The organism is Alkalihalobacterium chitinilyticum, assembly GCF_029028005.1.
GTDB classification, from domain to species: Bacteria; Bacillota; Bacilli; order Bacillales; family Bacillaceae_F; genus Alkalihalobacterium; species Alkalihalobacterium chitinilyticum.
On record NZ_JAOTPO010000001.1, the window covers coordinates 466874 to 493257 of the forward strand.

The window sequence follows — 26384 nt, forward strand, 5'->3', positions numbered from 1 at the left end:
GTAATAATGAAAGGATATTTTTCTATGCAACGATTTATTGCATTAATGATTTTAGTAATACCAGCAATTATTGCAGGTTATGGAATAAAGCTGATGCGGGATACCGTATTCCAAATTCTCCATACTCCATTTTTCTCACTATGGTTTCAATTTATTGCAGGTCTAATTCTCTGTATACTAGGGATTGCTTTTATTGGCGGGTTTATCTTTCACCGTGATCGTAAAAACAACAAAATCGCTCCTCGTTTTCAAAAGAAAACAAAAAATAAGCTGAATTAAGCATATCCCCTCCTTATATAACGATATATAGTGACAACCATTTTCGTTGTTCATCTATATATCGTTTTTCTTTAGGAATTCAATCTACTTAAATCCAACCTCATCTATTTTATTGATAATCCCCATTTATCGACTCTCTTCATTAATGGGTGCTTTTCAATCCACTTTGAAAAAGAAATCCGCTCAGCAATAACGGTTAATAAAATTAATAAGGTAATGACAACATACTGCTGTAACACTGGAGCATATAATACGGTGACGATGGCTAAAATCCCGCCTATTAATGTTGCTCCATTATCACCTAACATAGCAACGGCATGTCCATCTAAAACATAAAATAGAAAAAAGAATGATAACAGAAATAAGTAATAGGCAAACGGAACATCCACTACAACATACGGTAAAAATATGGCAGCATGAAGAAGTGATACTTTCCATACTCTAAGGGGTCTTGTATCAAATAAATTCATGACATGCGGTGTTAAAATTAAAATGACCGAGTAACGAATCCATTGCTCTACCGTTGCAGGTTCCATTAAACTAATCCATACATAAGCTAACATAATTGTACCCGTTAATTTCAGTAATGCCGTACTAAAAGTTCCCTCTTGAATCAATTTTTGAAGATGTCCTTTTAAACCTTTTGTTCTCCTATCTCCCATAACATCATCGACTAACCCAATCAACCATAAACCAAATAAGTAAATCATACTTACACCACTAAATACATAAATGTCCCAAGGCGAGAAAATGGCAAAAGTCATATAACTGTACAGTACAAAAAAACCAATGCTATAAGGAATAGAACGTTTTAAAAAGTTTGTTGACGTCCAATTCATACGTGTAAAGAAAAGCATACTAGCAATAGCAACTAAAGGTAATGTAAAAGATAAAATTATCACTTTAACCACCTCTCAATGCGGCTTCGATATGCAGCCACTGCTTTCCACGATGCAAAAAACCACTTAAGTTTTTTCCTGTATGTCTATGGGTTATATTAGTATCAACTTCGACGATTTGGGCTCCCGCATTAATCAAGTCAATCGTCATAGCCAATTCAATTCCGAACCCGTTGTAATTTTTATTTAGCAATGCAGGTAACCATTTCCGATGAAAGGCACGTTGCCCTGATAACGGTGAAGTGACCCACTTGCCCGTTTTTTTATAGATGACATTTTGGGCTTTTCGTTTAACAAAACCAAAACCTCTTTTTTTGGATGGCGGAAGAGTACCTATTACTACATCAATAAACGGATATGTTAATGGAGTTAATAATTTTTTACCTTCACTTGCTGTTGAACCGATATCGGCATCCAAACTAACAATATACAGGCCATTTGCTTTTTCCCAACCGGCTTTTAAAGCTTGTCCTTTTCCATGATTTGACTTAAAGTGAACCGTAACATCGCTGTATTTTTCGCAGATCTCACCAGTTGCATCACTGCTTCCATCATTTACAGTAATAATTTCTTGGACCCATGATTGTTCTTTTAACGTTTTTAGTGTATGTTCTATTCGCTCCTGTTCATTAAACGCAGGAATTACAACACTAGCTTGAATGTTCATGTGTATAAATTTCTCCTTTTAGTCTTAGTAACGTCAAGTAAAAATTCTGCACATCTATCTCATGAATAGGGATGGCTTCTAATGCCATATGTGGTCCTTCAAAATCATGATAAAGTTCATTTCCTAAAGAAATTAATATGCCCTCCTCTTCAAGTATCGGTTCTACTCCCTTTTCAATCAGTTTGACTTCAGCTCCAATTTCTTCAAGCAAAAAAGCTAAACTGCTATACGTTTCATCTTCTGAGGCGATATAAAGTGGTATAGACCCTATTTCTTCAGCAACAAAACTTAACCACTCGTTTCTTTCAGCCTTTAACAAACTATTCTCAGTTTGCAGTTGGTTAAAATATAATAATTGTTGGTCGTTCAACCAATCTTTATCTAAAACGACACCGACAAAAGCACCGAATAAAAAAGTAAACAATAAAATGAAATTAGTCCGTGGTTTCATTTGTTATCTTCACCCTCCTACTTTTATCCAATTCCATAAAATCATGAAAAGCAATTGAATTTTTGAAGTAGAGCTCATAATTAGTAGTACCATGATACTACCCGCAATTGGGTACATTGGTAGTGAATACTTCTCTCTGTTTGACCGCAAACGATGGATACCCTTTAAATCGACAATACGATGGCCAGCTTGCATTCGAGTTAAAAGGGTTGCGCCCATCCCATTTCTTCCTTTTTCTAAAAAATCGTTCATTGAATTGTGACCGCCGACCAAATAAATGACTTTCGCGTTTGCCCAGTAAGAGAAAATCACAGCAACATCTTCACTCGTCCCTACAAATGGCAGCTTTTCACACGATAAACCTAATTTACAGACTCGATCATAGCCTGGGGAATTTCCATTAAGGTAACAATGGGCAATAAGCTTTGCCCCTGATTGTAATAACCTCTCACTAACAGAGTCCATGTCTCCAATAATATAATCGGGAAAGACACCTAATTCAGCTAACCCATCTGCAGCCCCGTCGACAGCGATAATAGGTAGCTTCTTTCGCTTTATTATTGGCAGAACTACCTGAAAATCTTGTTTATATTTTGCCCCTCTAACAACGATGACTACTTCTTTTCCGTCTAGTTCGCTAAATGGTTGATACTGTTGATATTCACTTAAGAAATCTCCCAGTTCTTTGTCCGCATAGGTAAGCGAATTACTTACAAAATCTTTATATGTTTCTGTCGAATGAAAAAAGGCGACTTTTTTTAGATCTTTTACCCGGCTGAAGGTATATCGGTATAATTTCGCAACTTTTAACCACTTGTTATCTTCATATAAAAAAAGCTCATTATTTATTATTTTTGCTTTTGATAAATGTAAGGCGATATTACGATCAACTATTTCAACAATGTCATATACAGGTATTTGGGCTTGTAACAATTCTAATACACCATTATGGTCGTACTTGCCTGTCATTGATTGCTTAACATTTATAACCGCCTTAACTTTTTTATCAATTAACGCATCGGCAGCAGTACTGTCAATGTCTTCATGGTGCAGCACAACAATACTTTTTGACGGAAGCGTCTTCACTAAGTCTTTTGTAATTTGTCCTTCATAACATACTCCACGCAGGAAAAGATTCATACAAAATACCCCTCGTGTCTTTTTTGATAGTATGTTCCATTACGACATATTTCAACCATATAGATAAATGGTATAAGGGGAAAAGGACAAGGAAAAAATAGAATGAAAGCTGGAGGTGAGAAGATGTTTCAATTTTTACACGAACATAATGACCGTGAAGTTTATCAAGCGGAGTATTGTGACGAACGGTTTTTGATTACCTATAATTCAGAAACAGACGAAATCGAACACATCACCCCTATGGTAGGAACTGATGCTATTGTCCGCTTATTTAAAAACTATCGACACGAACAAAAATAAAGAGGCTAACTCTGTAGTCAGCCTCTTTTTCTCTATTCTCGGTCCTTTCAGCTTACCTTATGCTCAATTCTTAATTTATCAGCAACCATTGCGATAAATTCACTATTGGTTGGTTTTGCTTTTGAATGACTTACTGTATATCCAAATAACGAAGAAATCGAATCGATGTTACCGCGACTCCAAGCGACTTCAATCGCATGACGAATTGCTCGTTCTACGCGACTGGCTGTCGTATTAAATTTCTTTGCAATGTCTGGATATAAAACCTTTGTAATTGAACCTAATAGTTCAATATCTTTATACACCATCGTAATCGCTTCTCTTAAATACATATACCCTTTAATATGAGCCGGAACTCCAATCTCATGGATAATATTCGTTATGCTCGCATCTAAGTTAAATTCTTTTGTTGCAGACTTTAATTGTGGTTGTTGATATGAAACGGTTTTTTGAATGAAAGTTTGCTTTTGGCCGCTAATTTCGCGAATGTTTGAAATAAGTGTATCCATATCAAACGGTTTTAAAATGTAGTAAGAAGCCCCTAAATCTACAGCTTTCTTTGTAACATCTTCTTGACCAAAAGCAGTTAACATGATAATGTTTGTCTTTTTCTTAAGCCCCAATTGGTTCATCTTCTCTAATACCGCTAAACCGTCTAAATGTGGCATTATAATATCAAGAATAAGTACATCAGGCTGTTTTTCCTCTACAATCTTTAAACACTCCTGACCATTGTAAGCAAACCCTACAACTTCCATATCATCTTGAGCAGAAATATACTCATTTAATAAACCAACCAACTCTCGGTTATCATCAGCTATACATACCTTCACCTTTTGCACACGACGTCCTCCTCAACTTCTATAGTAGTAAAATAAATGTCAAAGTTTATATTCCAAACAACAATTTCGACATCGTTATTGAAACTCCTTTAAAATTTCTAAATTTCCTAAAAAAAATATTGTTTTTTATAAAACAAATGCGTTATAATATAAAATTCGATATTTTTCGATACCGAAATAACAACATCTTCCACTTTTGTCGAATATTCTTTATTTGTTGTTGTTTTTACAATACAATTCAATTATATGGTTTATATTGTTTTATTATTAATCGTATCATAAATAAATTGTAAGATATAGACGGTTTTTGTTAAACGTGCAAAAAGAAAATGTGGAAGGAGCTTTCTACCACGCAAATTGTATAATTTCTTCGGGTATTTTAAGGAGTGATGAGGAACTCGAGGTTATGTAAAACACACCTACTTACCATATAAAAAAGACGAGCTTAGCTCGCCTTTGCACTGTCATCTTTCTTTCCATAAATATCAATACCAGCTTCTTGCAACATCCATTCAATATGGCATCCATAACCAGATGTTGGATCATTAACGAAGACATGTGTGACAGCACCGACTACTTTTCCATCTTGAATGATTGGACTGCCGCTCATCCCTTGTACAATTCCACCTGTAGCTTCAATTAAGTCTTTGTCAGTAACTTTTAGAACAAGCCCTTTTGTAGCAGGATACTTTTGAGGGGTCGAACTAATAATTTCTATATCGTACTCTTGGACTTTTTCCCCTTCCACTACGGTTAAAATTTTCGCTGGTCCTTCTTTAACCTGGGAAGATAATGTAATAGGCATTGCTTCATCAATCAAATCGTTCTTTACTTCCTTTGGTGAGTTTAGTTCACCAAAGATTCCAAATGAACTATTTTTTGTTATACTTCCTAATACATGTCGTTGATCAGAAAAACTGGCTAATTTTTCACCTGGATCACCGTTGCTTCCTTTTTCAATTGAAGTGACCGATGATCGAATGATTTGCCCATCATGAACAACAATGGGTTTCTTGGTATCAACATCAGAAATAACATGACCTAACGCACCGTATTTCTTTGATTTCGGCTCATAGAAGGTTAATGTTCCTACTCCAGCAGCGGAATCGCGAATATATAGTCCTAATCGATACGAACTTTCTCCCTTAGACCTTAATGGTAACAATTTCTTTTGCAACGTTTTCTTATCACGTTTTACTTGAATATCCAGTTTTTCAGCTTTTTCACCGGCTTCCTGAACAAACGCTGCCACTTGACTCATTCTCGTTATTTTTTCACCATTAATTTCTGTAATCATATCACCAACTTCAATTCCAGCAATCTCACCTGGTGATTCCTCTCCATCTTCGGTTTGAATTAAATGATGTCCTACGACTAAAACTCCATCGGTGTTTAGTTTAACACCTATTGATTGTCCTCCAGGTACAACTTTAATCTCCGGCAAAACTTTTACATCTACTTTCTTTACAGGCAAAGACCCTGACTGAACTGTCACCTCACCATCCCCTTGCCCTTGGGCTAATACAGTTATAGCCTGTTCTTCATCATGTCTAATTGAATTAAACTTAAGATGATCTTGATCTGTCTGAGCTGTGAGGTTGCCTGATTCAGGTGCTGATTTAACTAATTGCTGCTCCACCCCTTCAAACACAACTACCTGAGAAGGAATGCTTATCCACTCATGTACAGGCTTATAAAAGCCAATACCGATGACAAAAACAAGGAGAATTGTTCCTATAATTTTTCTAATTTGTTCTGAATACAACTAATTCACTCTCCTCGCTCCTTACACACACCTCCATGTTTGCTGTATTACTAATGTTGCCTTGTTTTGTGTCATTTATAACCGCTATCCTAAATAAAAGCCAGCCTTATTTGGCCGACTTTTCATGTATTGGTTTTTATTTGATCTGCTAATATTAGTAATTCATTTGCGTGTTCCTTCGTGAGTTCAGTCACTTCAACCCCTGAAATCATCCTTGCAACTTCATGAACTTTCTCTTCGGTTGTGAGCTGTCTTACATTTGTTTTCGTTCTTTCCTCTATTTGCTGTTTAGATATATATAAATGTTGGTCTGCCATTGCCGCAACTTGAGGTAGATGCGTAATACACAATACTTGAGATTTTGATGCAATTTGGTATATTTTCTCTGCGATCGCTTGTGCTACCCTGCCACTTACTCCTGTATCTACTTCATCAAATATTAATGAAGTAACTCCTTGTCCCGTTGAAAAAATGGTTTTCATTGCCAACATAATTCTTGAGATTTCACCACCAGAAGCCACTTTTGATAACGGTTTTAATGGTTCCCCTGGGTTAGGTGATATGTAAAATTCAGCAGTATCCACTCCATCCTCTGTAAATCGACCATTAGGTATTTTATTCATTTCAACTGTAAATTTTGTTTTTTCCATATAGAGAGCTTGTAATTGTTGATGAACCAAATCACTTAATTGCAGTGCTTTATCTTTTCTTATGGCTGATAATGCATTGGCTTCAACTTCAAGGTCTAAGCGAAGCGCATCTAATTCATTTTGTAAACTTTGAATTCGATCTTCTTTATTTACAAGAGTGTCAAGTTCATCTTCAACTTTTGCAGCATATTCTAAAATTTCATCAACTGTTGTTCCATATTTCTTTTTTAAAAAACTAATTTCATTCAATCGAGTTTCAATCATCTCAAGTCGATTTGGATCAAATTCTAAATGTTCAAATTGATGACTTAATGAAAATGATGCTTCTTCAAGTAAGTAATAACAGCTAGAAACGGTTTCAACAAGTTTTTTTAGTTTAGGATCTATTTCGACTGCTTCTTCTGCATGACTCAAAGCATTATGAATCCAATCGAGCCCTTTTCCCTCACCATATAGGCTGTTGTAGCTAGCATGAAGAGCTTTATAAAGCTTCTCATTATTAGCCAGCTTTAGTTTTTCTTCTAATAAGTCTTCATCTTCATGAGGCCTTAACTTTGCTTTTTCAATTTCATTTAATTGATACTGAATGAGATCTGTTCGATGAGCTAACTCCTGTTCATTCTTATTCATTTGTTCTAATTGATTTTTGACGTTGTTAAACTTTTTAAAAAGCAATTGATATTCACTTTTAGTTGACTTTAGAGCATCCTTGGCAAAACTATCTAAAAACGCAATGTGACGATCTTGTTGAAGTAAAGCCTGATGCTCATGCTGGCCATGAATATCAACTAAAGTTTGTCCAATTTCGCGAATAATGCCTAATGTCACTAACTTACCATTTAATCGACATATACTCTTTCCATGGGTCGTTAAATCTCGACGAACAATAATCATTCCTTCTTCAACATCAATACCCAATGATTTTGCTTTCTCAATTACAGGGTGATCCTGTTCAATTGAAAATAATCCTTCAATTTCGGCTCGGTTAGCTCCGTACCTTATAAATTCAGTTGAACCTCTTCCACCGACTAACAAACCGATGGCATCGATAATAATTGATTTTCCTGCCCCTGTTTCACCTGTTAGTACTGTTAGCCCTTTGTTCAGTGATACTATTAACTCATCAATAATGGCAAAGTTTTTAATGGACAGTTCTACTAGCATAATATTTCACCCTCTATAGCATTTCTAAAAAACGTTCAGTAATACTCGGACTGTCCTCTTTATGTTTGCAGATGATTAAGATCGTATCATCTCCGCAAATCGTTCCCATAATTTCATTCCAATCTAAGTTATCGATCAATGCTCCGATCGAATTTGCATTACCTGGTAAAGTTTTCATGACGATCATATTTTCTGAACGATCTATACTTACAAAGCTGTCCATAAGCGCTCTTTTCAATTTTTGCAATGGATTAAAGCGTTGATCAGCCGGCAAGCTATACTTATATCGGCCATCGATCATCGGTACTTTAACTAAATGTAACTCCTTAATGTCACGTGATACCGTTGCTTGAGTTACATTGTATCCTGAGTTTTTTAGGTGTTCCACTAAGTCGTCCTGTGTTTCTATCTCTTGATTAGTAATAATTTCTCTTATCTTAATATGACGCTGTCCTTTATTCATTTCATTCACCTGCTCATTCTTTTAATCAATATTCACTAATTGTATATTCATTATTTTACATGTATCCTCACTGAATTCAAGGTATTTACAAATATTTATAATAATTAATGTATAAATAATAAAACCCCAAGTTTATTCGCTATTGCATAAAACTGATAGTTGCATGTAAAAAAACAGAGGGGTCTCCCCCTCTGTTTAGTCTTTCTTCAATTGTTCATGTGCCTGACTTACAACTTCTTCTACTGAAAACAAAGGAGGAACGATATCTTCTTTTGAATTCCAGCGTAAATGTAACAAGAATTCAATATTACCCTCGCCGCCTTTTATAGGCGAGTAGTCTATACCGGCAATTTCATATCCTTCGTTTCTAGAAAAGTCTGTAATATCTTGTACAACTTTTAGATGTGTCTTTGGCTCGCGAACGATCCCTTTTTTACCCACTTCTTCTCTACCTGCTTCGAATTGCGGTTTTATTAAAGCGATCACATGACTGTTTTCTAACAACAATGTTTTTAAAACAGGAAGAATAAGTTTTAAGGAAATAAAAGAAACATCAATTGTTGCAAAATTAGGAAGCCCATGAATAAGGTCTTCTGCCTTGACATAACGAAAATTCGTTCGCTCCATAACACAAACACGCTCATCCGTTCTTAATTTCCAAGCTAATTGGTTATACCCTACATCTAAGGCATAAACTTTTTTTGCTCCATTTTGGAGAGCACAGTCGGTAAATCCTCCCGTCGAAGCTCCAATATCCAAAACGACAGCACCCTCTAACTTAAGATCGAACACCTTTATGGCTTTTTCTAGCTTTAAACCTCCACGGCTGACATAAGGTAATACATCTCCTTTAACGGTTAGAGGCGCATCTATACTGACTTTCATTCCAGGCTTGTCAATACGTTCACTTTCTACATAGACTAAACCAGCCATCACTGCCCGTTTAGCTTTTTCCCTTGTTTCAATTAAACCTTTATCTACTAGTAGTACATCAATTCGTTCTTTTTTGCTCATTCTCTATGCCCTTTGTCTTTTTCGAGGTACCATTGCCGTAATCTTTTCTGCAACTTTCGCTGAGGTTAAACCAATTTCCTCAAGCAGCTGAGAGACACTTCCATGTTCAATAAACTGATCTGGTATGCCCATACGCTCGACGACAACATTATGGAAATCATTATCGTGGAAAAATTCTAATACAGCACTTCCAAAGCTTCCTTGGACCGAGGTTTCCTCTAATGTTAGGATCGGGATATTAACTTCAGCCAGTTCAGTTAACATTTGCTCATCCAGCGGTTTGATTGAGCGGGCATTTACTATTTTCACTGACAATCCTTGTAGCGCAAGTTGACGAACTGCTTCTTCAGCTACTGGAATCATCGTACCAAATGTCAATATACAAGCATCATTACCGTCTTGGAGAGTTTCCCACTTTCCAATAGGTATTTGCTTTAATTGTTCATCCATTTTAATGCCGTAACCATTTCCTCGAGGATAGCGGACAGCAATTGGACCATCATCATATTGGAATGCTGTATAAATCATATGCTGAAGTTCATTTTCATCTTTTGGCATCAATATTACCATATTTGGCAAGTGACGAAGGTAGGCAATATCAAATACACCTTGGTGTGTTTCACCATCTGCCCCTACTAGACCAGCTCGGTCAATTGCAAACACAACATTTAAATTCTGACGACAGATATCATGAACGACTTGATCATATCCTCTTTGTAAAAATGTTGAGTAAACTGCAAATACAGGCTTTATGCCTTGGGTAGCTAATCCGCCAGCCATTGTAGTTGCGTGCTGCTCAGCAATTCCGACATCAAACATCCGATCAGGAAATTCTGCTGCAAACTTATCCAACTTTGTTCCGCCAGGCATCGCTGCTGTAATGGCTACTAATCGCTTATCCTCTCTAGCAATTTTTTTAAGCGTGTCACTAAATACACCGCTATAACTCGGCGGTCCAGGTTTTTTTACTACTTCTCCAGACTCCATCTTGTATGGCCCTAATCCATGCCACGTTCCCTCTGCGTCGTTTTCTGCAGGGGCATAACCTTTCCCTTTTTTCGTTAGAACATGAATTAATACAGGTCCTTTTGTCTTTTTGGCATACCTCATATTTTCAAGGAGATCGTCAAAATCATGACCATCAACAGGTCCTAAATAAGTAAATCCTAATTCTTCAAAGAAGATCCCTGAAACGAGTAAATATTTTAAGCTGTCTTTGACTCTTTCAGCTGTCGTAGCCAACTTTCCACCGAAAGCAGGGATTTTGCGAATTAACATTTCTAATTCTTCTTTAGCTTTATGATACTTCCCTGCGGTTCTTAATCGTCCTAACACATTGTGAAGGGCACCTACGTTCGGAGCAATAGACATTTCATTATCATTTAAAATGACGATAATATCTTTTTGCTCATGGCCAATATGATTTAAGGCTTCTAAAGCCATACCGCCAGTTAAAGCCCCATCACCAATAACAGCAACGACTGTTTCATCCGTTCCTTTTAAGTCACGTGCAGCTGCCATCCCCATCGCAGCCGATAACGAAGTTGAACTATGTCCAGTTTCCCATACATCATGTTCACTTTCACTTCTTTTTGGGAAACCGCATAAACCTTTATATTGACGTAAGGTGTCAAACTGGTCCGCTCTCCCAGTAAGAATTTTATGGACGTAAGCTTGATGTCCTACATCCCAGATAATTTTATCTTTCGGGCTTTCTAAACAGTAATGTAGAACCATTGTAAGCTCAACAACACCCAAGTTAGGACCTAAATGACCACCTGTAACCGATAACTTTTCTATTAGAAAGTGACGAATTTCAGATGCTAATTCTTCTAATTCTGTTTTGGATAGTTGCTTTAACATACTAGGGTCTTTTATATTTTCAAGTTCCATTAAGAACCCTCACTTTCAATTATTTATCTCTTTTTTTACTTTTTCCGTTCTTACCATTATTAACAAAAAGTGTTATTTTTAATTTTACCTCTAAAATATATAATATTCTACCGACATGATAGATAATAGGAGTAGAATATTGGATAGCTATTGTTTTTCCTATAGACTTTCCCCCAACAGTTATTGCAGCCACTACACTTGTAAATAAAACAGAAATAAAAAATTGGTCAAGTGACCCCTCACCATGTCCTAGTTGTAAGGATAGCTGAATGACTACATATGCTGAAGCCGTCCCACTCACAATTCCTGCTATATCACCAATTACATCATTACAAAAGTTTGCAAAGCGATCTGCGTTTCTTGTTATTCTTACAGCATGTTTTGCTCCTAATAGTTTCCTTGCAGCCATCGCATGGAAAGGAGCTTCATCTGCAGCTGTCGCAGCTACCCCAATTGTATCAAAAAACACACCTGTTAATACAATAAAAAACACTATAAGCATTCCAATGCCCCAGGTTACACCACTTAAGAGAAACGTCGATATAACTGAAAAAATAGCCGCTAACACAAGTGTGATAACGGCAATTGCTAAACTCCAATTTATGGATTTAATAAATGATTGTTTCATTTATATTATTTGTCACCTATCTTTTTAATTTAAAAGACACACAATTAAGCCATACACATCCTTTAAATATGTATAGTGCTGAGTGGTCATTTAAAGAGTAAATGCTGTGGCTTAGGTCCAGTAGGATTTCCCAGATACGTACCGGAGCGTCGCCGCTCTGGCGGTTTCCCATTAAACCTATCTTAGCGCCGTCACCAAACGCTAGACTGGATTACCACTTAGTCCACACTTCAATCCTCTTTAAATGTCTTACGAACAGTCTAGGAGTTTTCCCCGACAGCTCCTCGCTATTCTTTTATCCTCTTTTGCAGAGCAGATTTCATATGGCAAAGAGTAAACGTTGTTGGCCGACAACCTTTACACCTGCTTCCATAATCCCCTCTGACTCCACTCAAGGCAGGCTACGCTGCTGGCAGAACTACCCAAGTTTGCCTTAGCAGGTTCATACCCTATGTTACCACTATTGTATGCACCGCATACAGCAGTAAAATAAGGCCTCCGCGGTGTGAGGGTCAACGCCCACATGCCTTTGTGGATCGCCCTCACACCTTAACACCCAGCGCCGACCCAAAGCTGGGCGCCTCAAGCCGACACAAGGAGCTTCATCGATGTGCCCTTTAGCGGATTTTTAGCCCCGCCTTCAAGAATAGAGAGCCGACTAGAATACTGCACCACTCTCTCTTTGTAGAGTTATTATATCACTAGATAGAAAATCGCTCAATGAAAATGTCTGTCAGTCCTAAAACATGTTTCCGTTACTAACAGCTTAGTGGTCTCTTTCCACAATATAGTCGGTTATCGCCATTAACAATGAGTTTTCAAGCTTTACATTATATAAATATTCTTTTGCGCGATTTGTATGCTCGAATAATTTTTCTTTTGCCCCGTCCATTGTTAATAATGCAGGGTAAGTGCTTTTTTCTTTCCCGAAATCACTACCTACAGGCTTGCCAATCATAGCTGCGTCCCCTTCAATATCAAGAATGTCATCCTTAATTTGAAAAACGAGTCCAAGTTCCTTCCCAAACAAACGTAATTGTTCAATTTCTTCCTCTTTTGCTTCAGCTAAAATTGCTCCGGCTATAACGGAGTACGTTAAAAGATCACCTGTTTTATGATCATGGATGTATTCTAATTCCTCCAAAGTAAGGCTTTTTCCTTCACCTTCCATATCAGCAACTTGTCCGCCAACCATTCCTTCAGGTCCTGCAGCCTTAGCAAGCTCTTGCATTAACTTTACCTTCATTCCATCGGTTACATTTGGACTATTCATTTCACTAATTAATTGAAATGAATAAGTGAGCAGTGCATCTCCAGCAAGTATAGCCATTGCTTCACCAAACACCTTATGATTCGTCGGTTTCCCTCTTCGTAAATCATCATCGTCCATTGCTGGTAAATCATCATGTATTAAAGAGTATGTATGCAACATTTCAATGGCGCACGCGATATTAGTTCCAATTTTTTCATCACGATTAAAAGCATGAAGAGTTGCTAATAATAACACTGGGCGAACTCTTTTCCCACCGGCAGAAAGCGAATAAAGCATCGCTTCTTTAAGAGTAGGCGGAGCTTCTAAGTGACTTATACACTCTGGTAATTGCTGTTCTATTTCGGTTTTACTCTTTTGTAGAAATTGTTTAAGATCAATCACTCTGCTTGATCCTCCTGAAACGATGCTTCTTCTAGTTGGCCATCTTCGGTTAGAATTTGCTCTAATTGCTTTTCAACGACTGTCAGCTTATCGTGACAAAGCTTCGATAAGTTCATACCTTGTTGAAACATTGAAATCGCTTCTTCTAAGGGTACGTCACCTTGCTCAAGCTTTTCGACGACACTCTCAAGCTCAGTTATTGCATCTTCAAAAGATAACTCCTCACGGTTTTGCTCGCTCATCACTCATCCACCTTTAATAAAGTTTCCTTTTTAGTATCTAAAACTTGACACTTTACAGTTCCATCCATAACTCTAATTTGAACTGCGTCATCTATACTTACATCACTTACCGATTTTACTAACTCGTTATTATCATTAAATGCTAAACTATAACCACGTTCCATCATTCGTAACGGACTCAGTACTTCTAATGTCTGTACTTTATTATGAAATTGGTTTTGTTTTTCCTTTAGCAGCCATTTCATATTTCTTAGAAGTTGATCTCTTAAAAATAACGACTGTTGCTTAGCCTCTGCCAGCTTTGCATTCGGATGGTTCCTCATTATGTCTTTTGTTAATTGATTTATCTGTTCGGATCGTTTTTCTAGTAGTCGTCGCATTTCACGTTCAAGACGATCATATAAACGATCTAGCTCTTGCTCTTTTTGATGAACCAATTGTTGCGGGTAGCGAAAGGCATATGATTTTTGTAAACGGTTTAACCGCTGCTTTTCACGCTCGACCTTCTCCATTATAGCTCGGCGTAATCTAAGCTTTTGAAGATCGATGGCTTTGACCAATTCTTTTAGTTCTGGAACTGCTAATTCAGCAGCTGCTGTTGGTGTTGCAGCCCTTATATCAGCCACAAAGTCAGCAATAGTAAAGTCCGTTTCATGACCAACTGCAGATATGATTGGAACTTTCGATTCATAAATGGCACGTGCAACTGCCTCTTCATTGAAAGCCCATAATTCTTCAATCGAGCCTCCGCCACGACCGATAATTAACACATCAAACATATTAGCAGCGTTTGCTTGCCGGATTGCTTTTACAATTGAAGGTGCGGCACCTTCACCCTGCACCAATACAGGTAATATCGTGATATTAGCAATAGGAAAGCGTCTTTTTATCGTTGTAATAATGTCGCGGATCGCCGCCCCTGTTGGTGAAGTGGCAACCGCAATTCTCATGGCATAGTTTGGAAGCGACTTTTTCAAATGTGGAGAAAAAAGGCCTTCAATTTCTAATTTTTCCTTTAATTGTTCGTAGGCCATATACAAGCTTCCCACACCATCTGGTTGCATTTCTCTAGCATACATTTGGTACTGACCATATGCTTCATATACAGTGATTTCACCACGAATAAGCACTTTCATACCATCTTCTGGTTTAAACTTTAGAAACCGATTATTACCAGCAAACATGACCGCTTGCATTCGCGCTTGTTCATCTTTAATCGTGAAGTACATATGTCCGCGGTTATGATGTTTAAAGTTAGAAAGTTCTCCTCTAATCCATACATTTTGCAGGACATCATCAGTTTCAAATTGTCTTTTTATATATCGAGTCACTTCCGTTACAGATAATATATTTTCCCTAGACATAAGAACGGCTCCTTATCTTAACCTCGCTTTGCCGAAATAATCGTGTTATGTAATAGCATCGTAATCGTCATCGGCCCAACTCCACCAGGTACAGGTGTAAGATATGATGCAACTTCTTTTACTTCATCAAAAACAACATCTCCACACAATTTCCCTGTATCTAAGCGGTTAACACCTACATCTATTACTGCAGCCCCTTCTTTTACATAGCTAGCATCAACAAAGTTGGCTTTTCCTACAGCAACGATTAATATATCTGCTTGTTTTGTTAAGTCCTTCATATTTTCTGTACGTGAATGACAGTATGTAACAGTTGCATTCTCATTTAATAGAAGTTGTCCAACTGGCTTTCCGACAATATTACTTCTTCCAATGACAACTACATGTTTGCCTTCTAATTTAATCTCTTTAGACTTTAACATCTCAACAATGCCGAATGGAGTACAAGGAAGGAACGTTTCTTCTCCGATCATCATTTTCCCAATACTAATTGGGTGGAAGCCATCAACATCTTTTTCTGGACTGATTTTTTCAATTACCGCTCTTTCTGAAATATGCTTTGGCAGTGGCAATTGTACAAGAATTCCGTGTACGTCCTTATCATTATTTAAACTATCAATTAAATTTAACAGCTCTTCTTCAGCAATATCTTCTGGTTTCTCAATAAGTAATGAACGGATGCCGACTTCCTCACATGCCTTTACTTTTCCAGTTACATAAGACTTAGATGCAGGGTGTTCTCCAATTAAAATAACAGCTAAACCTGGGACAATCCCCTTTTTACTAAGTTGTTCTACTTCAACCTTCATTTCTTGTCTTTTGCTAGCAGCTAACTCTTTCCCACTAATAATCGTTGCTGACATTTTCTACACTCCTATCCCATTAAACCTATTTTTGTACATCCTTTTAGTTTTCTTCTTTACTTATCGCTTCTACAACTTTAGATAATACTCCATTGACAAAGCGGCCTGACTCTTCCCCGCCAAAAGCTTTTGCGAGTTCAATTGCTTCATTGAATGTAACATTCATCGGAATGTCATCAATGTATTTCATTTCGTGCACAGCCATACGAAGGACGGCACGGTCGACATTCCCAACTCTATCTAACGACCAATTCGAGAGATTTTTTGATAAAATACCATCAATCTCTTCTTGGTGTGAAAGCGTTCCTGAAACGATTTTTTCTAAAAATGGAGTTATCTCCTCACTGTCTTCAAGTGAGTTTGACAATGCTTCTTTCCATTCTACTGCTGTTAAGTCAATTTGAAAAAGAGCTTGAACGGCTCTTAAACGTGCTAGACGTCTATTCATACGTGTTTTCTCCTTCTGTTGCCTAATTATATGTTTGATAATAGCATATTCTGCTAGCTGATAACAGAGATTGCCGATATTTATTGAATATACGACTTTTTTGTAGAATTCTCTGAAGTGCAGCTATTGGACCATCATCAATTAGAAAACAGCCAAAGGCACAATCCTTTGGCTGTTTGTTTGCAAATAGTATTCCCATCGTCAAACCAGTTAATAACTATTTTAACTTTAAAATTTATTCTTCAGTAACTTCTTGCGGCTCTGTTTGGGCCTCAAATTGAACACCAACTACATGAACATTAACGGCTTCAAGGTCTATACCTGTCATCGTCTGTAACGCTTGTTTTACATTGGATTGAATTTTCTTAGCTACCTCCGGAATCGACACCCCGTAAATAATAATTACGGAAACATCAACAACTATTCCATCTTCTTTCAACTCAACTTTTACACCTTTGCCGTGATTTTTTCTTCCTAATCGCTCGGCAACACCTGTTGCAAAATTTCCCCTCATTGTTGCAACACCATCTACTTCTGATGATGCAATCCCTGCAATTACTTCAATTACTTCTGGAGAAATCTCTACTTTACCTAGGTCATTTTTTTGTTCCTCTAGGTCTATGATATGATTTTCTGCCATCTTACCGCACCTCCATCATTCAGCCTTATATTCATTTTACCATATTACGGTTTGGTTAAATCATATTGTTCTAAAAATTTCGTGTTAAACTCACCTGAAATAAACTTTTCATGACTAAGCAACTTTAAATGAAACGGAATTGTAGTATCAATTCCTTCGATTTCAAACTCTGCCAACGCTCGTTTCATCCTTGCAATTGCTTCTTCTCGTGTTGCTCCGTAAGTTATTACTTTGGCAATCATTGAGTCATAAAACGGCGATATTGTATATCCAGGGTATGCCGCTGAATCTACACGCACACCTAGACCACCAGGGGGTAAATATTTTGTGATTTTCCCAGGGGAAGGCATGAAGTTTTTACTTGGATTTTCGGCATTGATACGACATTCAATCGACCAACCATTAAGCGTAACCTCTTCTTGTGTTACTGACAGCTCCTTCCCGGAAGCTACAAGAAGTTGTTCTTTAATTAAGTCGATCCCAGTAACCATCTCTGTTACTGGATGCTCTACTTGGATCCTTGTATTCATTTCCATAAAGTAAAATTGGCGTAAGCGGTAATCATAGATAAATTCAACTGTCCCTGCACCTGAATAATTAACCGCCTTTGCTGCTTTAACAGCTGCCTCACCCATTTTATCTCTCATCTCTTGGTCCAGCGCTGGCGAAGGAGTTTCTTCTAATAGTTTCTGTAATCTTCTTTGTATACTACAATCTCTTTCACCTAGGTGAATAACGTTTCCGTAATTATCAGCTAGTACTTGAATTTCAACGTGGCGGAAATCTTCTATGTATTTTTCCAAGTAAACACCGGGGTTACCAAATGCAGTACTTGCTTCCTGTTGGGTAATTTGAATTCCTTTTTTTAACTCTGCTTCATTACGGGCTACACGAATTCCTTTTCCACCGCCGCCGGCTGTCGCTTTAATAATGACAGGGTATCCAATTTCGCCAGCCACTTTTAAACCTGCTTCAACATCTTCAATAATACCCTTAGAACCAGGAACAATTGGTACATTGGCATTCGCCATCGTTTCCCGTGCCACATCTTTAGTTCCCATTCTATTTATAGCCTCAGGGCTTGGTCCAACGAATGTTACATTACATGCTGAACAAATCTCTGCAAAATCAGCATTTTCAGCTAAAAAACCGTATCCGGGATGGATCGCATCGACCTCAGTTAAGGTAGCTACACTCATAATGTTCGTGAAGTTTAAATAGCTTTTGGCCGAAGGAGTTGGACCGATACAAAACGCTTGGTCTGCGAGCCTGACATGAAGGGATTCTTTATCAGCTTCTGAATAAACTGCGACCGTTTCAATACCTAGCTCTTTACACGCTCGAATGATTCGAACGGCTATTTCTCCTCGGTTAGCAATTAGAACCTTTTTTATCATCATAAACTCTCCCTACTCTGGTTGAACAACGAATAATGGTTGTCCATATTCTACTAATTCCCCATTTTGAACGAGTATTTCTACAATTTTACCGTTAACTTCAGCTTCAAGTTCATTCATTAGTTTCATTGCTTCTAAGATACAAACAATCGTACTTTCATTGACATGGTCGCCTGGTTTTACATAAGGCTGTGCATCTGGAGCTGGTGCAGCATAAAATGTTCCTACCATTGGAGATTTTATAGTGACATGTGTATCATTTACCTTCGTCTCAGTTCGGACTGGCTGTTCTGCCTCCACTGGCGCTTTTGCTGCAACTGTTTTCTGCTCTTGTGCTGTGACTGTTGGTTGAACGTTTTCACGAACTGCTGGAGCTTCAACCATTGTTGGTGTAATTAATGATGGGTTCGTGTTTCTTTTAATCGTTAATTTCGTTCCATCTTGTTCGATTTCCACTTCATCAATCGTCGACTTATCAATTACTCTTATCAATTCTTTTATATCTTGAACTTTTAACATAATTTCTTTTGTCCCTTCACGATCCAGCTATTTTTATTTATTCCGTCATTTCCTTTTCTTCTGTTTCTTTAACTACAACATCGTTTTTGTATTGACGAAACACAGGAAACTCAGATAAGTTATCTGGAATTTTACCGTTTTCTAATAAAATTAGTTTTACAATGTTTTTATTTCTTGCCATATGAAACTTTTCGCCATATTCATTTTCTTTTGTATATCGTTTGATGCTGTCGTAGTCTTCTTCTTGAATAGATACTGTATATGTATTTCCGCCTTCTGTTTCAAAATCCTGCACAAATCCCACTTCAAATTCAACAATTTGAATGTTATCATTCTTCAAGTTACGTGTTTGTTCAAATACTGCTTTTGCACCTTCTGTTAAGTCATTCCATTCCACTATAATCACCTCATAAAATCATACTTACAATCATTTAGTACTCCGATATTGACGTATTATACCATTTCATCGTTTCCTACGCATTATAGTATATCATGTTCCAAAAGAATAAAGATATAAACATCAGACATCAAAAAGAGACTAATATGATATTAGCCTCTTTAAATACGTGTTCAAAAAGGAGGACATCCTCTATAACTTAATCTTATTTTGATGGCTGATGCCCAACAACAACCAATCTTTCACCTAATTGCTCGTTTGCCATTAGAAGAATTTCATTCGCTTGCTCTTTTGATAGCTCATCTGCTTTTACAATGATTTTTACTTGCTCTTCTTCAGTTAATACTAAAACATCCTTATAACCTTTTGATCGAATTAATGTTTCTAATAAATTTTCTTTTTGCTCTAACGCTAATAAGTTATTTTGTTTTTCTAATGCTTCCACTTTTACCTGAGCCGGAACATCTGCTTCTGCAATGATATTTGTATACTCTTGAAGCATTTTACTGCGCGAAACTTCACGATCTAAGCGAATTTCAGTAAAGAACTCGTCACTATTAATTGCGGAAATCATTCCGTCTTCAACTTCGCCTTCACCTTCTTCGTTACCTTCAGTCATCATCTCTTCCATTTCATCTTCTTCAATATTTACAGAAACCTGCCCCGCATCTTCTTCACCCATCATTTCTTCAATACCTTCCATATCCTCGTCCATGTAAGCTAAGTCCGTTGTATTTTGCGGTTGAGATGTCATGTAATACACTGATAAAACTACGATTAAGCTAAGCATTGTTAATAACCATACTGTTTGTTTTTTTAATACCATTTTCTATTCCTCCTTAAATTTCTTAGGCATTACTGATACACGGTGAGCTGGAACATCAAGGACCCTGCTTACAGCTTCGACAACTCTTGCTTTCACTTGCATATTGTCAGCTCCTTGAGCTACAACTAGGACCCCGCGGATTTCAGGCTTTTGCTTTTTGACTAAAAGCGGCTCTTCACTGTCTCCTTTACGGACAATGACAACCTGTTCATCCCTCGTTAAGTCATCTACTTGTCTCGTTCCACCTTCACGGTCAGTTTCATCCGTTTTTTGATGCTTTGTATGAATGTTTCGTTCATACACCCTTTTCTCGGTTTCTGCTAAATTGATCATAATCGCAACTTCAGAAATACCTATCATTTGTTCTAAAACTTCCTTCAGCTGATTTTCATAGCGGATTTCATAGTCTTCCATTGTCATAGGGCCGGAAGAGCTACTTCGTCCTAAAGCTGGCTCTGCTTCTTCATTCTCTTCATGATTAAACACTGGTTCACTTGGTGGAGCACTTTGATCATCACCAATGAAATTTCCTAATATCATAAGTCCAACACCTACACAAAGAACCATAATCACGTATTGGATCGTATTTTTTTTCTTTGGACTGCCAGCTTTTTGGTCAAACAGCTTTTTTAGCCATTGCTTATCCCCTTTATCACCGTTTTCCATATCATTGCTCCCCTCCTTCCCAGGCTAAAGAAATTTTATCTTTAGGAATTTGCCACTCATCTGCTAAAAATGTTTGTATAGGGACTGTATCCAATGCTGTCTCTTCTTCAGAAGGCAGTTCTTTTCGTGTGTCGATATTTACCACGGAAACTGCTTGAACGAGTTCACCTTCATTTTCCTCTTCTGCCACTCTTTTAAGATGCACCGTTACTTTTACAATGGCATCCTCATCTGTAGTATCAAAGGCAAATTCATCGAGGGTAATTTGAACACTATCAACTTCTACATCAAACTTTGCCACCAACTCCTCTTCTACTTGTCTCTTCATTGGGACAGCCATCTGTTCTGATATATATGCACGTTGTCCTCTTTCTATTTCTATTTTCTTTTTTTCTATTGAATTTTCTAAAGATTTTTCTGAAATGTGTTCGTTATTTGAAAAATTTGGAAGTATATCGTTGATATCTTTAGAAAAAATGGAAAGCAATGGATTAAGAATAATAACTAGCAGCAGCAGACCAACAACCATCTTGACATAGCGTTGCATACTAGAATTCGGTAATAGGAGCTCCAAGATCGTCGCTAGTAAAATAAAAATAATAATATTCGTTAGCCAATCTGTTAAAAAGCTCATTTTTCACACTCCTTACCGCATCATTAATGAGACATTTCCGGCTGCAATGATAATTGTTAGAGCTAAGAAGAACATTAAGCATACTGTCGCTAAAGCTGCGAATATGAAAATAACTGACTTACCAATGATCGATAAACAATCAATAATTGGACCGCCCCCAAGCGGTTGAAGAACTGCAGCTGCAACTGTATAAATAATGGCAAGTGACAATACTTTGATCGCTGGAAATGCGCAAAGCATGAGAAGTATCGCTAGACCAGCTAGTCCAACCGTATTTTTCAACAGGACACTAGCACCCATTACAGTATCAGCGGCATCTGTAAACATCCTGCCGACAACTGGAACAAAATTTCCTGCAATAAACTTTGCTGTCCTTACTGTTATTCCATCGGCTACAGCTGACGTTGCACCTTGGACAGATATGACACCTAAGAAAACCGTTAAAAATACTCCTAAAATACCAATACTGATATTACGTAAAAAGTTTGCTAACTTCGTAACTTTGTAGTGGTCACTGAGCGTACTTACAATACTTAGTAACGCAGAAAGGAACAACAACGGCATGACCACATGTTGGATAAGCAGCCCACTCGTATTTACGAGAAAAACGATTAATGGATGAAACAATGCTACAGATGTGATACTTCCAACAGCTGCCATAAGGGCTAAAAGTAATGGTAATAAGGCGATCATAAAGTGGATCATATTATTTATTGCATCAGATGCATACGTGATCGCAACATGAAAACTATTTAGGGCTATGACAATTAAGACCATATAAGTAATTGCATAAGCCACTTTACTGATCGTATGTTGCTCAAAAGCATTTTGTAAGGATTGTAAAACCATTGCAAAAATGGTTAATAGTATAAGTGAGCCAAGAAGCTTTCCATTGACTAATAATTCATGAAGAAAAAATTTTATAAGTCCACCAAACCACTCTTTAATAGAAAACTCTTTCTCACCTTTTACAAATTCCATAAATGTGCCTTTTTGACTTTCTGGAAGAAAGCCCCCATATTCTGTTGCAATCTTGTCCCAAAATTCTCTAACTTCATCTACCCCTAATTTATCTAATTGTTCTTCTACAAAAGTGTGTTCATCCATCGATGGAGTCTCGGCTGATACTTGAATTGGTATAAAGAATAATAAAGCGAAAAAACATACGGTTAAGATGCGCATCTCTTCACCCCCTCTATAATTAATCAGGAGATGCTTGTACCACTCAATTTAGCCCGGAATTAATGAAATAATCATCTCGATAATAGAAGTTAAGATTGGAATAGCCATTACTAGAATTAAGATTTTTCCTGCTAACTCAATCTTGGAAGCGATTGCTGCTTGTCCAGCATCTTTTGCAATTTGTGCTCCAAATTCTGCAATATAGGCAATGCCGATAATTTTTAAAATGGTTTGTACATAGATCATATTTATATTGGCACTTTTAGCAATATCTTCGAGCATCGTAACCACTTTAACAATTTCATCTATGATAAATAAGAAAATCAAAATCCCGACAAATACGGTTAAAAGAAAAGCAAAGATCGGCTTTTGTTCTTTTACAACAAGAGCAAGGAAGGTGGTGATCAGCCCTAGTCCAACAATTTGAATGATTTCAATGGTCACCACCCCCTAACCTTGAAATAAGAATACACCTTTTATTTTTTGGAATAAGTCATCAACGATTGATGCCACCATATAAAGAACTACAACAAAACCGATGAGTGTTACCCATTGTGCCCAATCGTCTTTTCCCATTTGTTTTAGAACGGTATGAATCATGGCAACAACGATCCCTATTCCTGCGATTTGAAAAATGGTATTTACATCATATGCCACCGTTAAACCCTCCCTTATTCCTCAGGATGCAAATAAATGCTTATAACATTAATACAATAATGAGTAAACCTGTTAGAAAACCTAAACTTTTAATCATTTTTTCGTAGCGGTTTTGCCGATCTTTCGCTTCGCTTTCTTCACGCTCAAGATGATTGATCGTAAGTAATATTTGTTTCTGTTGGTTCGTTCGATCATGTTGCCCTAGTGTTGTACCAAATTGTTGCATAATTTCATATTCTGCATCGCAAAGTGCGGTAAGCTGCCATGTTTCTTTCAAGCTTTCTTCCCATGCAACTGGTACACTTTCTTCCTGATCCTTCAGCCTTTGAGCAAATCTCGAAAAGAAATAGGACACTGGCTTGGGCATTTGCTTAGCTAAGTTATGACAAGCTTCCGCTAATGGTGTCATTCCATACATAATTTCAGCTTCTAAGGATTGAAGGGCAATTTTTAATTGTCTAAGTTGGCGTGGACGTTCGCTTAACCTTCTTGCAATTTCAAAACCGACCCAAGTTGTAGCAATTAAAATGATGATTGCACCTATAAGCTTCAAATGGCGCTCACCACATCTTTCCGAAGCTGATTACGAATTCTCCGAATGGCGCCAGCAGAATTCCTTCTCGTAAGTTCAATACATCGATTAAACACATTAGCTTTCATTAAACCAGAAATAGTCGGACGGTGATCTAATTCTTCCATATCAAAACCATGCACTGTTGTAATAATTTTTACGCCAGCATGGATTGCTTCCATGATTGCTACGGCATCTTCCTGTCGACCTATTTCATCTACAATTAACACATCGGGACTCATCGAACGGATCATCATCATCATCCCTTCCGCTTTAGGACAACCATCTAGCACATCAATTCGATGCCCCAAATTATGTTGCGGTACACCTCGCACACTAGCTGCTATTTCAGAGCGTTCATCAACAATACCTACTTTACTAGGCGGTATATTTAGCTCGGGCACTCCACTACTGACAATCCGGGCAATATCTCTTAATAACGTTGTTTTCCCAGTCTGTGGTGCTCCGACAATCAATGTATTTTGCCACCCTTTTTGATAAATGTGCGGAACTACCTTGTCTGCAACACCTATCTTTTGTCTTGCGATCCTAATGTTGTATGAGCTAATATCTCTTAAAGCTTTCACTTGCCCTTGTTCAATAATCACCTTTCCAGCTAAACCAACTCGATGTCCTCCGCGGATCGTAATAAATCCACGTTTCAACTCCTCTTCAAAAGCATATAAGGAATATTGACTAAGTTGATTTAATAGCTGTTGACCGTCTTCTGGCCTAACCTTATACATTTGACTTCGAACTTCTGGATAGAAGGGTTTTCCACGAGCGATGACCTCTAGTGGCCGATTTACACGGATACGAATTTCTTCTAACTCTTTCTTTATTGAGTCTGGACACTGAGTAATAAGCCTGGCGATGGGCTCTGGCAAAACTTCTAGGACTTCTTTCATATTTCTCTCTCCTTCATCCTCAAAAAGCTAGTCTCAACCAAATGTATGCACAAACAGCTTGTTTATTCCTTATCTTTTAATACCAATAAGAATTAATGTTACTCCTAGGCCAATGAGTATGAGCTTACTTGCTGACAGTTTGTCTGCTAATCCTATGAGCCCTATTGTCATCGTAGTAATTAGAACAAGTGGCCCAACAATCGCTAATATCGCGTTGATAGCTACAGCTTTTTCAATACTGTTGAACTTAAGCATAAGCCCCGCCGCAGACAGCTCGATCAATCCTGAAATAACTCGCAATAAAACCATTCCTAGTAGCGCTGTTTCAATTCCTGTAAAGAAGCCTTTCATCTCATTCACCTCTAAGCGAAACTCTCTTTGTACAACCTATGTTGCAAGTGATCCGTTCAGAACAGCTTGTTTGAAATATAAAGAAAACTCGCCGTTGGCGAGTCTTAGAGGCAAAGACAGAGGCGTAGTTGCCCTTATACTTGGTACTTAAAAATTTTTACCCTCGTCGAGAACGTGTAAAAAAAGAAGCCGGAAACATTGTTCAGCTTCTTTCAATTTCGTATGGTTTCAGTTTTGGCAGTAAAAAAAGCTTGATGCAAATGCATCAAGCTTAAAAATTAGGCACGCGATACGTAATCACCGTTACGAGTATCGATAATTAAAACATCACCTTGGTTAATAAAGAATGGTACTTGTACTGTTAACCCCGTTTCAAGAGTTGCAGGCTTTGTACCTCCACTTGCTGTATCACCTTTAATTCCTGGTTCTGTTTCTGTAACTTCTAGTTCAACTGTATTTGGAACTTCTACTCCTAAAATTTCAGTTTGGTAAGTCATGATATGAACTTCCATATTTTCCTTTAGGAATTTTAATTCACGTTCAATTTGCGAAGCCGACAGCTCAATTTGATCATACGACTCGTTATCCATAAATGTGTGTGTATCACCACTTGCATATAAGTATTGCATTTTGCGGTTTTCAATATGTGCTTTAGCCACTTTTTCTCCAGCACGGAATGTTTTTTCTTGGATCCCGCCTGTACGAATGTTACGTAATTTCGTACGAACAAACGCAGCACCTTTACCTGGCTTTACATGCTGGAATTCAAGCACTTGCCAAATTCCGTTATCTACTTCAATCGTTAATCCAGTTCTTAAATCATTTACAGAAATCATCTTTTATCCTCCATCGTTCAATCAATTGTTAGTTCACTATAAAAATATACCATACATAATCCACAGGGTGCATA

Annotated in this window: 32 protein-coding genes; 2 read left to right on the top strand and 30 right to left on the bottom strand. The window is 37.5% G+C overall.

The window, feature by feature from the left end; genetic code table 11:
- Positions 1-24: 24 nt before the first annotated feature.
- Complete coding sequence (locus N7Z68_RS02355) at positions 25-279, top strand: DUF2627 domain-containing protein (protein WP_275116847.1); 255 nt, start codon at positions 25-27, stop codon at positions 277-279.
- A 104-nt stretch (positions 280-383) separates the two neighbouring features.
- Here N7Z68_RS02355 and N7Z68_RS02360 read toward each other — a convergent pair whose 3' ends face one another.
- The 4 genes from N7Z68_RS02360 to steA are packed head-to-tail and all read right to left on the bottom strand — an operon-like array spanning position 384 to position 3436.
- Positions 384-1181 (bottom strand): hypothetical protein, encoded by a 798-nt coding sequence (locus N7Z68_RS02360; protein WP_275116848.1) that lies wholly within the window; start codon positions 1179-1181, stop codon positions 384-386.
- 1 nt (position 1182) lies between these two features.
- Positions 1183-1845 carry a glycosyltransferase family 2 protein gene (locus N7Z68_RS02365; protein ID WP_275116849.1) on the bottom strand — a complete coding sequence of 221 codons (663 nt, stop codon included), beginning with the start codon at positions 1843-1845 and terminating at the stop codon, positions 1183-1185.
- Positions 1829-2296, bottom strand: coding sequence for a hypothetical protein (locus N7Z68_RS02370; protein ID WP_275116850.1), 468 nt, complete (start codon positions 2294-2296; stop codon positions 1829-1831). Before N7Z68_RS02370 ends, N7Z68_RS02365 begins: the two co-directional genes overlap by 17 nt.
- A 9-nt stretch (positions 2297-2305) precedes the next feature.
- A complete protein-coding gene (steA, locus tag N7Z68_RS02375) occupies positions 2306-3436 on the bottom strand; it encodes a putative cytokinetic ring protein SteA (protein WP_275116851.1) in 1131 nt (376 codons plus the stop codon).
- Between the two features lie 123 nt (positions 3437-3559).
- Between steA and N7Z68_RS02380 the strand changes: the two genes are divergently transcribed.
- Positions 3560-3736: a hypothetical protein gene (locus N7Z68_RS02380; protein ID WP_275116852.1), complete on the top strand. Its 177-nt coding sequence runs from the start codon at positions 3560-3562 to the stop codon at positions 3734-3736.
- A gap of 47 nt (positions 3737-3783) precedes the next feature.
- Here N7Z68_RS02380 and spo0A read toward each other — a convergent pair whose 3' ends face one another.
- The 26 genes from spo0A to efp form a co-directional block, all read right to left on the bottom strand.
- Positions 3784-4578 carry a sporulation transcription factor Spo0A gene (gene spo0A / locus N7Z68_RS02385; RefSeq protein ID WP_275116853.1) on the bottom strand — a complete coding sequence of 265 codons (795 nt, stop codon included), beginning with the start codon at positions 4576-4578 and terminating at the stop codon, positions 3784-3786.
- Between the two features lie 445 nt (positions 4579-5023).
- Positions 5024-6343 carry a SpoIVB peptidase gene (gene spoIVB / locus N7Z68_RS02390; protein WP_275116854.1) on the bottom strand — a complete coding sequence of 440 codons (1320 nt, stop codon included), beginning with the start codon at positions 6341-6343 and terminating at the stop codon, positions 5024-5026.
- Positions 6344-6465: 122 nt separating this feature from the next.
- Entirely contained in the window at positions 6466-8157 is a 1692-nt protein-coding gene (recN, locus tag N7Z68_RS02395; RefSeq protein WP_275116855.1) for a DNA repair protein RecN, read from the bottom strand.
- 13 nt (positions 8158-8170) lie between these two features.
- Positions 8171-8620, bottom strand: a complete 450-nt coding sequence (gene ahrC / locus N7Z68_RS02400) for a transcriptional regulator AhrC/ArgR (protein ID WP_275116856.1) — start codon at positions 8618-8620, stop codon at positions 8171-8173.
- Positions 8621-8815: 195 nt separating this feature from the next.
- Positions 8816-9634 carry a TlyA family RNA methyltransferase gene (locus N7Z68_RS02405; RefSeq protein ID WP_275116857.1) on the bottom strand — a complete coding sequence of 273 codons (819 nt, stop codon included), beginning with the start codon at positions 9632-9634 and terminating at the stop codon, positions 8816-8818.
- Positions 9635-9637: 3 nt separating this feature from the next.
- Positions 9638-11527, bottom strand: a complete 1890-nt coding sequence (gene dxs / locus N7Z68_RS02410; RefSeq protein ID WP_275116858.1) for a 1-deoxy-D-xylulose-5-phosphate synthase — start codon at positions 11525-11527, stop codon at positions 9638-9640.
- Positions 11528-11546: 19 nt separating this feature from the next.
- The gene (locus N7Z68_RS02415; RefSeq protein WP_275116859.1) at positions 11547-12155 is read right to left on the bottom strand and encodes a CNNM metal transporter family protein; all 609 of its coding nucleotides are present in this window, start codon (positions 12153-12155) and stop codon (positions 11547-11549) included.
- A 766-nt stretch (positions 12156-12921) separates the two neighbouring features.
- Positions 12922-13806 (bottom strand): polyprenyl synthetase family protein, encoded by an 885-nt coding sequence (locus tag N7Z68_RS02420; protein WP_275116924.1) that lies wholly within the window; start codon positions 13804-13806, stop codon positions 12922-12924.
- Positions 13806-14051, bottom strand: a complete 246-nt coding sequence (locus N7Z68_RS02425; RefSeq protein WP_275116860.1) for an exodeoxyribonuclease VII small subunit — start codon at positions 14049-14051, stop codon at positions 13806-13808. Before N7Z68_RS02425 ends, N7Z68_RS02420 begins: the two co-directional genes overlap by 1 nt.
- On the bottom strand, positions 14051-15415 hold the full coding sequence (xseA, locus tag N7Z68_RS02430) for an exodeoxyribonuclease VII large subunit (protein ID WP_275116861.1): 1365 nt from the start codon (positions 15413-15415) through the stop codon (positions 14051-14053). Before xseA ends, N7Z68_RS02425 begins: the two co-directional genes overlap by 1 nt.
- 17 nt (positions 15416-15432) lie before the next feature.
- Positions 15433-16278 (bottom strand): bifunctional methylenetetrahydrofolate dehydrogenase/methenyltetrahydrofolate cyclohydrolase FolD, encoded by an 846-nt coding sequence (gene folD, locus N7Z68_RS02435; protein ID WP_275116862.1) that lies wholly within the window; start codon positions 16276-16278, stop codon positions 15433-15435.
- 43 nt (positions 16279-16321) lie between these two features.
- A complete protein-coding gene (gene nusB / locus N7Z68_RS02440; RefSeq protein WP_275116863.1) occupies positions 16322-16726 on the bottom strand; it encodes a transcription antitermination factor NusB in 405 nt (134 codons plus the stop codon).
- Between the two features lie 235 nt (positions 16727-16961).
- Positions 16962-17366: an Asp23/Gls24 family envelope stress response protein gene (locus tag N7Z68_RS02445; RefSeq protein WP_275116864.1), complete on the bottom strand. Its 405-nt coding sequence runs from the start codon at positions 17364-17366 to the stop codon at positions 16962-16964.
- Between the two features lie 44 nt (positions 17367-17410).
- A complete protein-coding gene (gene accC / locus N7Z68_RS02450) occupies positions 17411-18763 on the bottom strand; it encodes an acetyl-CoA carboxylase biotin carboxylase subunit (RefSeq protein WP_275116925.1) in 1353 nt (450 codons plus the stop codon).
- 12 nt (positions 18764-18775) lie between these two features.
- Complete coding sequence (gene accB, locus N7Z68_RS02455; protein WP_275116865.1) at positions 18776-19282, bottom strand: acetyl-CoA carboxylase biotin carboxyl carrier protein; 507 nt, start codon at positions 19280-19282, stop codon at positions 18776-18778.
- Positions 19283-19319: 37 nt separating this feature from the next.
- Positions 19320-19679, bottom strand: a complete 360-nt coding sequence (locus N7Z68_RS02460) for a hypothetical protein (RefSeq protein WP_275116866.1) — start codon at positions 19677-19679, stop codon at positions 19320-19322.
- A 205-nt stretch (positions 19680-19884) separates the two neighbouring features.
- Entirely contained in the window at positions 19885-20505 is a 621-nt protein-coding gene (locus N7Z68_RS02465; RefSeq protein WP_275116867.1) for a SpoIIIAH-like family protein, read from the bottom strand.
- Between the two features lie 3 nt (positions 20506-20508).
- Positions 20509-21171 carry a stage III sporulation protein AG gene (spoIIIAG, locus tag N7Z68_RS02470; RefSeq protein ID WP_275116868.1) on the bottom strand — a complete coding sequence of 221 codons (663 nt, stop codon included), beginning with the start codon at positions 21169-21171 and terminating at the stop codon, positions 20509-20511.
- A gap of 1 nt (position 21172) precedes the next feature.
- The gene (spoIIIAF, locus tag N7Z68_RS02475; RefSeq protein ID WP_275116869.1) at positions 21173-21805 is read right to left on the bottom strand and encodes a stage III sporulation protein AF; all 633 of its coding nucleotides are present in this window, start codon (positions 21803-21805) and stop codon (positions 21173-21175) included.
- 12 nt (positions 21806-21817) lie between these two features.
- On the bottom strand, positions 21818-22987 hold the full coding sequence (gene spoIIIAE / locus N7Z68_RS02480) for a stage III sporulation protein AE (protein ID WP_275116870.1): 1170 nt from the start codon (positions 22985-22987) through the stop codon (positions 21818-21820).
- A gap of 48 nt (positions 22988-23035) precedes the next feature.
- Entirely contained in the window at positions 23036-23431 is a 396-nt protein-coding gene (gene spoIIIAD, locus N7Z68_RS02485; RefSeq protein ID WP_275116871.1) for a stage III sporulation protein AD, read from the bottom strand.
- Between the two features lie 6 nt (positions 23432-23437).
- Positions 23438-23644: a stage III sporulation protein AC gene (spoIIIAC, locus tag N7Z68_RS02490; RefSeq protein ID WP_216829433.1), complete on the bottom strand. Its 207-nt coding sequence runs from the start codon at positions 23642-23644 to the stop codon at positions 23438-23440.
- Positions 23645-23684: 40 nt separating this feature from the next.
- Entirely contained in the window at positions 23685-24197 is a 513-nt protein-coding gene (gene spoIIIAB, locus N7Z68_RS02495) for a stage III sporulation protein SpoIIIAB (RefSeq protein ID WP_275116872.1), read from the bottom strand.
- The gene (gene spoIIIAA, locus N7Z68_RS02500; protein WP_275116873.1) at positions 24194-25123 is read right to left on the bottom strand and encodes a stage III sporulation protein AA; all 930 of its coding nucleotides are present in this window, start codon (positions 25121-25123) and stop codon (positions 24194-24196) included. The genes spoIIIAB and spoIIIAA overlap by 4 nt, the downstream gene beginning before the upstream one ends.
- 69 nt (positions 25124-25192) lie before the next feature.
- Entirely contained in the window at positions 25193-25474 is a 282-nt protein-coding gene (locus N7Z68_RS02505; protein ID WP_216829430.1) for a YqhV family protein, read from the bottom strand.
- Positions 25475-25752: 278 nt separating this feature from the next.
- Positions 25753-26310, bottom strand: a complete 558-nt coding sequence (efp, locus tag N7Z68_RS02510) for an elongation factor P (protein ID WP_275116874.1) — start codon at positions 26308-26310, stop codon at positions 25753-25755.
- Positions 26311-26384: the final 74 nt, after the last annotated feature.